Here is an 11,961-nt window from a genome sequence, read left to right on the forward strand (position 1 = left end):
TCCCAAAAATTCTTTACCTGATTATTCCAGGCTATTCAGGTTGTCTTTTCGACAAAACAAAATCATAGACATCCTGTAACGTACGGATGCCAGATAAATCAGGATCTTTCCCAATTTTAAAATGAAAAGCCTGCTCAAGTACGATGACCATGTCTACCCCGTCGAGGCTATCCAGCCCGAGGTCGTCTTTTAAAAGGGCTTGGGGTTGCATGAGTTCCGGGTCAAGTTCAAATTCTTCTGCCAAAGACGTATTAATAATTTGGGTAACTTCTTGAGGAGTCATAAGTGCGTTGTTCCAATAACCAGAGAGGCATTTATGCCTCCAAGGGCAAAACTGTTTTTGAGTACGGTGCATACGGACCGTTCCACATCGCTTTGAATGTGCATTGGTCCAAGACAATCTTCAGCAATAACGGAGAGGTTCTTGGTGGAGATAATGCGGTTCTCACGTATCATGAGAAGCGACGCGATCATTTCCAGAACGCCGCTCGCCGCCAAAGTATGTCCAAGATGCCCTTTGAGACTACTTATAGGCACCTCGGAACCACAAAGCGAAGCCACAGCTCGACATTCTGCAGCATCGCCAAGAATGGTGCCTGTCGCATGAGCGTTGACATAATCGATATCGGATGCTGAGAGCCCTGCTTGTTCCAGGGCTTGACTCATACAGCGAACCAAGGCTGTGTCTGTTGGGTTGGCCATGCCGTCAGGGTCACCCATAGTGGCGAACCCGAGCACTTCGGCCAAAATTGGAGCCCCGCGTGATACAGCATGCTCCAGTGATTCCAGCAAAATAACACCTGCTCCTTCCGCACATACGATGCCATCACGAGCACGATCAAACGGGCGTGGTGTTTGCGTAGGACTGTTGTTGAACGCTTGAGAAGCAGCCTGTATCACATCGAAAGACGCCACAGACATGGGTGAAAATTCTTCAGCTCCACCACACAACATCATGTCCTGCAGACCCATGGCGATTGTTTCGTAGCCAAGACCGATAGCTTGTAAACTTGATGCACAGGCCGCTGAAGGAGCGAGGATGCGACCGGCGATGCCGAAATACATGGCTGCATTCGTTACGAGTGTGTGGCTCATGATGCGAAACAGAAGCATCGATTTAATGCTACTGATATCGTGAGAGTGTAAATACTCTGAAAAAAACGCCTCCATGTTCTCACCACTTCCTGTGGTGGAACTCAAAGCAAGGCCGAGTCGTCCTCCGGTAATAGCGTCCTTATCTAAGTCGGATTCGTTGAGAGCTTCCTGACAGGCCGCCACAGCATAATACGACATAGGTGACATAGAGCGGCGCGTCTTTCTTGGGATATTACGTCCATTCATCCCGGCTTCAGGAGGTATAATTGCCCCGAGCTTGCAAGCAAGACCTTGAATATCGAGCAATTCCGGTCGCAAGGAAACGGCGCTTTGACCATTTGTCAGGGCTGTCCACAGGGAATCAACGCCCGCACCAAAAGGAGAGACCGCTCCAGCTGCCGTGATAACAACACGTCTTAACGGCATGAACGCACGCCCTCCAGAATCGTTTCAAATCCATATATTACACCACAAGCGACGCAGGAGGAGACGATAGCTCCGAGCACTCCGGGTGCAATAGTGGCCTGCCCGGCCAAGAAAAGCCCAGGAACTTTGGTCATGGGAAGTACGTCGGATTGATCCACAGTGTGCATAGGGCCATAGAGTCCTCCACCGGGAGAAGAAAGGTAGTCTTTAAATGTCAAAGGGGTCGCACTCTCAAGGATGTCCAAGTTGCCTCGCAGGCTCGGAAAAAGACGATACACACGATGAAGAATGCGCTCTGTGCATCTTTGTTTGAATTCTGTGTATTCGCCAGGTCGGCTTGTACGAGAGGAGTCTTGCCAATCCGAGACTTCGTCAAAAAAACCGCTTGTGAAAATAGTCAAACCTTGTTGCCCATTATAATTGGTAGAATAAAACCATAACGGTCTTTCTTCTTGGGGAGTCGTAGGCGAATATCCGATTTCTACATCAGGACTCGACAAGACACAGGTAGCTCGCCCCCAAAATTCCGGAACCGGACGACGGCATCGAGCAAAAATGGCATAGGCCGATGGGGTTGATTGCAGACTGTGCAGTCGTTTTCTATAGACTGGCCGAAGAGCTTTTTGTGGCAAGAGTTCCGGCAAAATGCCCGGATGCGTGCAACACACGCACATATCGGCCTCAAGCTGGCGCCCATTGTCTAGTTGGACGGCTGCAACAGCTCCCGATGCACTCAATTCGATCGTTTGGACTGCAGCACCGACGATACATTCGACACCTCGATCAACAAGGGCCTGAACAAACGAGCGGGTTAAGGCTTCGCCTCCGCCTTCGACCATGCCAGCACTACGATAATACGTTCCAACAACCTTGGCGTGAATATCAAAGGGTGCACGCGAAGGTGGCGTGCCATAAAGCATAGAACCTACCCCGAACAGAGCACGCGCTTCGGGAGACTCCATCCTCTCGTTAAGAACATTTTCGACGCTGAGATTCTCGAACAAATGAAAGGAACTTGACGGAGCATACTTGGTGTCGAAATTGAGAAATGGCGAGGTGGAGCAACGGGCTTGAACTTGATCAAGATAATCGGAAATACCGCTCGAATCGTCTGGAAAAAGAGAAGAAGCCATGTCAGCTACGCGTTCACACCCTACAGGGACGTCGATGACACTCTCACTTGATTCCAGAATAAGCCGCTCAAAACCCTCTTTTTGGAACGGGATAAATGTGAGTGGTGCCAAACCGAGATAACGAAAGTAGCTTGGCATGATGTCATGTTCATCAATAGCCCCCAAGTAATGGACGCCAATATCGAAGGCGACTCCTCCCCGGTGAAAACCGCGTAAATTCGGTCCAAGCTGAGGAGCTTTCTCAACCAAGGTCACCGTGTCGCCCTGGCCGGCACAAATCAGAGCTGTAGCCATTCCTGCCACGCCTGCACCAATGACGACTACTTTACGAGTCATGGTCAAATCTCAAGACAAGAGAACTGTTAACGCCGCCGAATCCCATAGCATTGAGTAAGGCGCGTTTGGGAGGCTGCGAAACAGTTTGACTGACGAGGCGCAAAGATTGGGCTTTAGGGTCAGGATGTTCCAAATTGATATTGGGAGCAATGAAGCCGTATTGGGCCATGATGGTTGTATAGACAGCCTGTGAAGAGCCCGCCATCCACAGTTCGTGTCCTGTCATGGATTTGATGGAAGAGACGTAAGGATGGCAGTCTTCAAACAGGCGAGAAATCGTTTCCGCTTCCACGGCATCCCCGACTCGAGTTGACGTGGCATGAGCACACACATAATCGATATCTGCGGGACTGAGTTGAGCAGATTTCAGAGCATTCCGTGAGGCCCGTTCCAGTCCCAAACCACTGGGGATAGAGAGATGCGTGCCATCGGTGGAAAAACCATACCCGGCAACTTCTCCTAAAATGGTTGCTCCGCGTTTTTGGGCAAGATCGTACCGTTCGAGGAGTAAGACAGCAGCCCCTCCACTGGGAACTAACCCATCGCGATCGATGTCGAAAGGACGACTGGCCGACTGTGGTGAGTCTGCTCGGCAAGAAAATGCCGAGATGCCGTCAAACCCGACCATAGACTGCCAGTTAATTTCCTGAGCTCCGCCACAGAGGACACGGTCTTGCCGTCCAAGAGCAATGAGATCCGCAGCCTGACCAATAGCATGGCCTCCTCCTGCGCACGCCGAAGCGATGGTCCAACACGCTCCTTGTATGCCAAAGATGACACTGAGATTCAGAGTCACATTCGAAGTCATGGATTGAAAGACTTGTCCACTTCCTACAAGAGAAGTCGCTCCACGTTCTTCGAGCAATGCGAGCGCGTTGACAGGAGCAAGATTACTTGAGTCGCAACTGAAGATGAGTCCGGTTCTATCATTGCGTAAATCTTCTCGTTCCAGACCGGAGAGAGTAATAGCCTGTTCAGCCGCTGAATATGCCCACACACCGAACTCGGTCATGGTCTTTTTCTGTTTACGACTTAAATCATCCGGGACATTGAAATCATGGATCATGCCCGTCAAAGCGGAACGAAAGTGGTGGCGCTCGCGTTCTTCATCAATCACAACGCCGGATTGCCCCGATGACAAGGCCCGAGCCACGTTTTCGGCTGAACATCCAAGGCACGAAACAATGCCGATTCCCGTGATTGCTATACGATACATAATAAAAGACTATGTGTATAAGCCACCATTAACGGCCAAAACCTGGCCAGTAATATACGAAGCTTTTTCGGAGACAAGAAAAGAAACAGCATGGGCAACATCTTCGGGAGAACCTATACGCCGCATGGGGATCGTTTTCTGAATTTCATCGGAAGGCAGCTCTGAAAGCATTTCTGTATCAATAAACCCCGGCGCAACAGCATTAACTGTAATGTTACGTCGAGCAACCTCCACTGCAAGCGAACGGGTCGCTCCGATAATCCCAGCCTTTGCGGCGCTATAGTTGACTTGCCCTGCTACACCTGTTTGTCCTGAAATCGAAACGATGTTGACGATGCGTCCATATCGTTTTCGTATCATCCGAGGGAGAACAGCCCGTGTGACGTGATAAAACCCATTAAGATGAACAGCTAAGACATCATTCCACTGTTCATCCGACATCATGGCAAGCAACCCATCCCGAGCAAATCCGGCGTTGTTGACAACGACAGATGGATCAAATTGTTTAACAATATCACTGAGACACTCTGTTGTTTCCTTTGCACTGGAAACATCAAACGGCACAAGATGGCATTGTTGACCGAGATCAATAATTTGCTCTCTTACATTCTCTGCTGCATCATTTCTCGAATGATAGTTGAGCAAGATAGAGTACCCATCTTCCGCAAGCTGTAATGCGATTGACCGGCCTATACCTCTACTTGCACCGGTTATAAGAGCGAATCTCTCACTATGAAACGTATTAGGAGTATCTGGTCTCACATCTTATCCCTATAGTTCTACAATTGCTGTCTCAATCTACTTCTTATTTATTTTTTTATGGTATTCATTTAAAATACAATTATATATCCAGGACTTTGTTGTTTATTTTTTAAGAGGCAAATCATTTTATCATCATGACCACTCGAAAAATCAGAGGATTATATTCCCGTCAACGCCTAATGCAAAAGAAACATACAACAAACAAAGAATATTTTTGTCGAAAAAAAGATATATACCCAGCGTTTGATAAATAACAATCGAATCATCGTCAAATATTTTTCTATCTATGATTCACACAATAGAAAAAGGATATATCGAGAAAATGAATACAGTTAGCATATAATCGAAAAAAAGAAACTCAGGATTTTCCTGAATTTTGGAGGTACACAGGCTCGAAAGGTCGTCTTTAAAAAACTGACTGAGACGTTTGGAACATCGAACAAAGCCTAGCCGTTTTCATAAGAATTTTCTATTTTGTTCAGTGAAAGATGCCTAAAAAGCCCGCAGAACTCGGTCGGCTTTGGACGATCATTGCCCTCCCCAATTTCAAAGAAGACGGCTCTTATACATCCACACAAACTTCACGCGACGTGGGGATTACTCTACAATTGAGAGAGTCAATGAACCAAAACGGACAACAGAGGACGAACAAACTCCGTTTCCATGCTGATTTTATTGATTTTTTGGACTAGACTGGATTTGGCAGGACAAAAAAATGGCGGAGGGAGAGGGATTCGAACCCCCGGACGAGTTACCCCGTCAGTGGTTTTCAAGACCACCGCCTTCAACCACTCGGCCATCCCTCCGCGGTAGGAGGCGGCGACTATACATAGCATCATTACGATGAGCAAGTAGGAGATAGGGATAAAATATATTTTTATCTCAAACCACAAACCAGACTGCTCTGTCTATGATATCGTACACCACATTACACTGCAATAAAACGGCTTCGTGCTTCAAAGCGGGCCACATGATCAGGAATAAACGTTCGCAAAATCTGTTTTGTTTTCTTACGTTTTTCCAAATCTTCCACTTTATCGAAAACGTACTGCGCCCAGCTATTGAGCAGCATGCGGAGGTGTTTTTCCGTAAAACAATACTCAAGGCCTGGTCGTTTTTGACTCAATTCAATATTAATGCTCTGAAGAAAGCTTTCTCGCCGCTCTTCATCTTGCAGCGCATTCAAAATATGCAGGCAATAGCTCATAAGATAACGTTCGAGATCAGGGCCGTTGAGATAGTTGCGACAATCATCACGGCTAATTTGCTCTTTGCCGCACAAGCGCTGAATGCTGGTGACAATTCCAGCATTGAGGCGCTGATATTTTTCTATTCCGATAACATATGTTCGAAGAACATTCAGAGTTGCGGCGCAAAATGTCCGGGGGAACACAAGTCGTTGCAAGTCAACATCCGAAACAATATCTTCAACGCTGTAATACTCATCCAATGGATTCAAGATAATACGGCCGAACACATCCTGCACAACATAGTCAGACGACGAGTTGGTTTCTTCAAGCAAGGAACATGAGCATTGCGCCTGGGACACGCCTTCTAGGCCAAGCAGACATAAAATAGATTCATTGTATTGAAGAATAAATTTCTTCACCTGCGAACCAAACTGTTCAGCAGACTGCTCAATTTCTTTGGTTGAAAAAACAGTCTGATCATACAATTCACTCTGTTTCAACATGGTCTTACGAAACAAAGAGCGAATCGATTCATCAAAGCGTTCAGTTTTTCGATTTATATAAGCGGTCGCTTCTTCAAGGAAACCACTTTTTACACCAGAAACGGTATTGCGAACTTGCAAAAGGGATTTTGTATGAGGGAGAATTATTTTTTGTCGCAGATCATCGGCAAACGATTGGCCGAGTTCGTCGAATATGCTTTTTTTTATGCAGAACTCTTTTTCATTCAGCATGCGCCCTTGCATAAGGTTGAAGCGCTTAGTCATGTTAGCACAAAACCGATTTTGTGCTTCAACGACACGGCCCATCAGTGAATCACGAGAAGTGTTTGTACTCATGTTGTTTACTTCTGACGGTATGAAGCGGAACTTTTGATGAGAGTTTCAACGAGTTCTGTTTGTTCCGGCTTCAAGTTTAAAAACATCAGCCCCAAGCCCGGCAAACCGACACCTTCTCCCCAGGGCTTTCTCCAGACTACTTTGCTGGAAATGGCAGGCACATCAGGATGGTCCATAAACTTCAACCACACGATCTGGCCGACACTATGCTCCACGCATGTTACAATATAGCATCCAAGTCCAGACAAATTGAGCGTACAAGCTCTTTCGCCTGCTTCATTTCCAAGTTCGGAGTCTGTATATACGAAAACATGAAAATACGCACGCACTCTTTCTCGCTGACGTAGGGGCCGCGCGGTGAAAGAAGCACACTCTTCAAGCACAAATCGCCGTAACGTATCCTCACGTTCCACGATTTGATCATAATGAAGAACATGTACTGTCCCGGCCTGCAGGTTGTAGCGAAGCCGAACGACCGGATACATTTCAGTAAATTCAATAATACGCCGTTTATTATAGTTCTTTTCACGAACCATTGTGGCGATGTTAAAGAGGATTCCGCTGACCGACTCGTTGGTCAATACAGATTCAATCTCGTCAGGGTGAGCAACACATTCGACCTCAACATCAGCAAATGATGTGAGTTCTCGCAGAAATGCGTTCCTGGCCTCTCCCGGCCCAGAGACAAGTAACAGTTTCATGGTAGTGCCAATTTGAGAATTACTACACTGTGCGCCACGTCGTTAGCCACAACCCTCACGCTCTATACGAAGTACGCCGTAGCATGACCTTCGATCAACCGACGTCCGCTAGAATCTCCGGACAACACATTGCTCTATGCAGATTACACGCCTTTTCTTCTCTTTATGGCACAGTGCAAATGCCTCGTCTATCGAGCCATTTGTTCAATAAGCTGTTTGGCCTTCTGTGTCAGTGTTGCAATCTCAGGCTTTGTGACCTGCGCGTCTGCTCCAACCGACTCACCCTTGTGGAACAGTCGCTCGTTAATCAAAGACGAAAAAAGAATAAAAGGAACATTTTTTAACACGGGGTCATCTTTACACCGTTTACATAAATTGTGCCCGTCCATCGATGGCATTTCGATATCGGATACAATGAGCTTGACGAAGTCGAAGATGCTCCGTTTTTCTTCAATGGAGCGACGTTTGAGATCAAGCAGACGATTCCAAGCGAATTGTCCATTGATATCCTGCATAACCTCATATCCATCACGCTCAAGCACGTTCACGATCATTTTACGAATAGAATTGGAGTCATCGACAACAATAGCCCTTGTGACATTGTCGCCTTCGCCCCCAAGACGAGCTTCATCTTCTGGAGACATATGCATGGCCAGATTCGGGTTCAAATCCCAAATAATCTGTTCCATATCAAGCAACAACAAAATACGGTCTTCAAACTTGACGACTCCAGTAAAACTATTGGAACTCACACTGGCAACGTAACTGTTTGGTGGTTCGACCTGCTCCCAGCTCAAACGGTGAATGCGTGTCACACCGGAAACAAGAAATGCGTTCGTGACGCGATTAAACTCGGAGACAATAACTTTGGGAGGATGTTTCGACGACATGTGCTTGCCGAGCCAGACACTGAGATCAATCAAAGGAATAACACGCGAACGAAGATTAAATGTTCCGACAACAGACGGATGCGGAGGGTTCGGCATCTCCGTCACTCTCGGCATACGTATAATTTCAAGAACCTTGGCCACATTAACGCCAAAATACCCACGGTACGGCTTGTCTTCGTCTACATCAACCTCGTCGATGTAAAATTCAACAATTTCAAGTTCATTTGTTCCAGACTCCAAAAGGATATTCGTTTGCGACATCGCGGCCTCGTATTCATGAAAGTGATGACAGGATAACCCGCCGATTTTGCTGCATTCGCGCTGCCCTACTCGATTTTCTCAAGACTGGCGAGAACAATCACGCAATCTTCGCACAAGAGCATACTTTTGAAAGCAGACGGTACAATACAAAGCTATGGAGCATCAACACAGCATTGGATCAATGTACTTATATAAGTGTTACAATCATACCACGGATTTTCAACAAAAAAAATGTTTCGTTTAAAAAAAACTTTCTTATATGTATCTCTCTTACGATTCTGTCGCTTTTTCCTCAGCCTTGCCAGCTCTTCTTGAGCAGGCTAGAATGACTTACGTACCTTTGGTTCTCCCGTACTGAAGCTCCTGGACATCATATCCTTCCAACACGAGACAGGTAGCACAAAAGAATCCGATGCATCACGACGTCGACAACTCCCCGAAGGACAATACGGATGATAGCCTGATGGACAGGGATTTTGACATCATGGAAATGCCGGTCAGCGGACTGGCCGCGTATTGGCTTTCTTTGAAAAAGATCTTGGACGATCAAGAAGACGACTCACTGCTGCTTGAGGAATCGCAACACACCTCCGAACCATATATAAGTCACATCCTTCGACTGGCCGCCTCCCCTTTTGGCGATGAACGAGTCAGCCTTCTGGCAAAAGAAAAAAAACGAACGCTTCTCCATGATTTGCGGCGTAAACTCGACCTCGTCGATATCACGGTCCGCGCACTTTTTGCCAATGAGAACCCTCGCCTCACTATTGTCCGAATGAACGCCATCTTTTCTGCACCACGTATTGCGGAGCATGAAGTATTTGAAACAGCAACACAATGGCTGGCCTCCATTCGTGAAGACGATGCCGATCTCGCTAAATTCGCCGAAGTGGATCATGTCCATCGGAGCGAAACGCTCCTGATAAAACTGATATTCTGTCAAATGTACGCTCGACGAATGGGACGCGATGCCTGCCGCCTGCTTGCCCCGTATGTCCGATTCGGCTCACTCTCCGAAGCGTTCCTTCTTATCGCTGACGGTTTCGAAGAAGATATTGTCATCTCGATTCTACGTTCTCGAAAGAAGGAATTACTGAGCGATACGGCATGCAAAATGGATATGGCTCTTGAATTGGCCCTTGGCGTACGAAATCACTTCCCGTATGAGGATATCTTCACTATCGCCATGTCTTACATGAATACAACTTAGAGGAACTCGACATGATGAATCATTGGTTTATCTCTCTTGGGCTCGCCATGACGTGCGTATTCGCCGCCGGTCCTGCTACATGCGCCGACTACGGACAACTTTTCTCGACCTATTGGAATAACTGCCGCGATACCGGACTATACGAAACACACGTGGTGAAAACCGAAGAAAAAGACGATGCTACCATCGTTTATCTGAACTTTACATTCAGCAACGGCATGGTACCAGACCAGGGTGAAGCCATTATGACCGTAGACAAAGATGGTATGATCAAAGGGTGTGTGATGGATGCCCAGGCGGATGTGTGTCTGTGCCCTGAAAACCAGTAACGTTCATTGCATACGCCTCATCACTGAACACCATACCCGTAGCATCGCAATATAATCATATCTCTGCTTGTCCGAGTGCATTGCAGTCTTTCCGAAACGACAAGATGTTTCGCACAAAACAAGACGGCCTAAACGTGACAAGGCCCCTTTCGACGGAGGGGCCTTGTCATGTGCTTACGGGAGTCGTATGACTCTGCCGATATGGTGAAGTTGCGTCTGTAATTTCCGAAAACTCGTTCGCCTTGGTAATACGACGGTTCTCCTGTACAGCGTTCAAGCTCTGACAGCACAAGACGCAACATCATAGCAAGAGATTGATCCGAGGTGTTTCGTATTTAGGTGGCCCTCAATCCAAGACTCTCAAAGAAAGTACTTTCATTCAGTGGAATCCACGTTAAACACCCTCCACGCAAATTAAAATTGTTTCCTCTGAGCAATATTGATGCCTTCTCTTGCGATCACAACGCAAGGCAATTTAAATCGAAAGCAATCCCTTCAAGTACAAGGCGCACATCCATAATTTGAAAATTTCTGATATTCATACCGTCTACCTCAGTCCACGACGCATGGACTTCATTCCACAAAAAAGCGACCGCATTCCACAATCATGAGATTAACAGCGTATGCATTCCGCACAAAAAAAGTGACCACCTAAATGGTCACTTTTTTGTGGATCGTATCTGTAGAATTATTTTTATGGAAGTGCGGCTGTGACGTCGTCAAAGGCTTTCTTTAGCTTTGGTCCAAGGGCAGCCACAGATCCGACAATGACAGCAGCTATAAGCGCAGCCAAGAGGCCATATTCAACGGCCGAAGCCCCTTCTTCGTCTCGGATAAATTGGATAATACGTTGCTTCATGGCATCCCCCAATCGTTTTATGCATTACGACATTTCTTGTATAAGAATAAGACTCAAGACGAGAGATGCAAGATAAAAACATAATAAAAAAGTATTTTTTGAGAAATATCACCATAGTCATACACTATCACCAACACAAAAGAGAGACTGTATACTCTTTCCAATTGTTCTGAACAATTGCGTTCATGGATCGAAAAGGCTGGAGCACATGTTTATACAACTCTCTGCTCAATATTTTCAAAGTCGCTCATATTCTTCACCAAAGAATTGCCCTCCTTGTTCTTGTTCATATTCCGCTCCCCAATCTCGAAGTTGCTGAAGAACCGGAAGTAATTTGCGTCCCATAGGCGTCAATGCATATTCCACTTTAGGGGGAACTTGTTTGTATACAGTTCGAATAAGTAAATCATCGGCCTCAAGTTCCCGAAGTTGGCGGGTGAGCATTCGCTCGGTGATATCAGGAATGGACCGACGCAACTCGCTAAATCGCATGACTCCAGACATGGCAAGATGATACAAAATGATCGGTTTCCATTTCCCACCGATAACAAGCAACGTGAGTTCAAAAAAACAATGGTATTTTTTCCCGTTGAGCTGCTTGGCTTTACACGTGCTTGGCATGATCCCCTCATACTATACTTTTTGTTTGTACATGACAAAAAAGTGTGTACTTGCACAGAAAGAAGGAAAGGGTAATACGAGCATGAAAGGAAA

The 11,961-nt window shown here is 46.5% G+C and carries 12 protein-coding genes and 1 tRNA gene; 2 read left to right on the forward strand and 11 right to left on the reverse strand.

Translation table 11 applies throughout. The features are described 5' to 3' along the window. Positions 1-31 precede the first annotated feature (31 nt). The 9 genes from G451_RS0117345 to G451_RS0117385 form a co-directional block, all read right to left on the reverse strand. Positions 32-283 (reverse strand): acyl carrier protein, encoded by a 252-nt coding sequence (locus G451_RS0117345; protein ID WP_027185255.1) that lies wholly within the window; start codon positions 281-283, stop codon positions 32-34. Further along, positions 280-1,521 (reverse strand): beta-ketoacyl-[acyl-carrier-protein] synthase family protein, encoded by a 1,242-nt coding sequence (locus tag G451_RS0117350; RefSeq protein ID WP_027185256.1) that lies wholly within the window; start codon positions 1,519-1,521, stop codon positions 280-282. Before G451_RS0117350 ends, G451_RS0117345 begins: the two co-directional genes overlap by 4 nt. Beyond that, positions 1,512-2,990, reverse strand: coding sequence for a phytoene desaturase family protein (locus G451_RS0117355; RefSeq protein ID WP_027185257.1), 1,479 nt, complete (start codon positions 2,988-2,990; stop codon positions 1,512-1,514). The genes G451_RS0117350 and G451_RS0117355 overlap by 10 nt, the downstream gene beginning before the upstream one ends. Continuing rightward, complete coding sequence (locus tag G451_RS0117360; protein WP_027185258.1) at positions 2,980-4,206, reverse strand: beta-ketoacyl-[acyl-carrier-protein] synthase family protein; 1,227 nt, start codon at positions 4,204-4,206, stop codon at positions 2,980-2,982. Before G451_RS0117360 ends, G451_RS0117355 begins: the two co-directional genes overlap by 11 nt. A 9-nt stretch (positions 4,207-4,215) precedes the next feature. Beyond that, positions 4,216-4,968, reverse strand: coding sequence for a 3-oxoacyl-ACP reductase FabG (fabG, locus tag G451_RS0117365; RefSeq protein WP_051261620.1), 753 nt, complete (start codon positions 4,966-4,968; stop codon positions 4,216-4,218). Between the two features lie 716 nt (positions 4,969-5,684). After that, positions 5,685-5,774: transfer RNA gene (locus G451_RS0117370), tRNA-Ser, on the reverse strand. Between the two features lie 122 nt (positions 5,775-5,896). Next, positions 5,897-6,997: a hypothetical protein gene (locus tag G451_RS0117375; protein WP_156921694.1), complete on the reverse strand. Its 1,101-nt coding sequence runs from the start codon at positions 6,995-6,997 to the stop codon at positions 5,897-5,899. Positions 6,998-7,002: 5 nt separating this feature from the next. Beyond that, complete coding sequence (locus tag G451_RS0117380) at positions 7,003-7,698, reverse strand: PilZ domain-containing protein (protein WP_027185261.1); 696 nt, start codon at positions 7,696-7,698, stop codon at positions 7,003-7,005. 188 nt (positions 7,699-7,886) lie between these two features. Continuing rightward, positions 7,887-8,849 (reverse strand): chemotaxis protein, encoded by a 963-nt coding sequence (locus G451_RS0117385; RefSeq protein WP_027185262.1) that lies wholly within the window; start codon positions 8,847-8,849, stop codon positions 7,887-7,889. 412 nt (positions 8,850-9,261) lie between these two features. Here G451_RS0117385 and G451_RS0117390 point away from each other — a divergent pair, with 412 nt between their 5' ends. Beyond that, on the forward strand, positions 9,262-10,059 hold the full coding sequence (locus G451_RS0117390; protein ID WP_051261621.1) for a hypothetical protein: 798 nt from the start codon (positions 9,262-9,264) through the stop codon (positions 10,057-10,059). An 11-nt stretch (positions 10,060-10,070) separates the two neighbouring features. Then, the gene (locus G451_RS30075) at positions 10,071-10,388 is read left to right on the forward strand and encodes a hypothetical protein (protein WP_051261622.1); all 318 of its coding nucleotides are present in this window, start codon (positions 10,071-10,073) and stop codon (positions 10,386-10,388) included. Between the two features lie 694 nt (positions 10,389-11,082). On the opposite strand, the gene G451_RS33735 is transcribed toward G451_RS30075, so the two are convergent. Together G451_RS33735 and G451_RS0117405 are read right to left on the reverse strand one after the other, a co-directional pair. Continuing rightward, positions 11,083-11,247: a Flp family type IVb pilin gene (locus G451_RS33735; RefSeq protein WP_084448630.1), complete on the reverse strand. Its 165-nt coding sequence runs from the start codon at positions 11,245-11,247 to the stop codon at positions 11,083-11,085. A gap of 237 nt (positions 11,248-11,484) precedes the next feature. Further along, positions 11,485-11,868, reverse strand: a complete 384-nt coding sequence (locus G451_RS0117405; protein ID WP_027185264.1) for a winged helix-turn-helix transcriptional regulator — start codon at positions 11,866-11,868, stop codon at positions 11,485-11,487. Positions 11,869-11,961 lie beyond the last annotated feature (93 nt).

Source organism: Desulfovibrio inopinatus DSM 10711 (assembly GCF_000429305.1).
Taxonomy (GTDB): Bacteria; Desulfobacterota; Desulfovibrionia; order Desulfovibrionales; family Desulfovibrionaceae; genus Alteridesulfovibrio; species Alteridesulfovibrio inopinatus.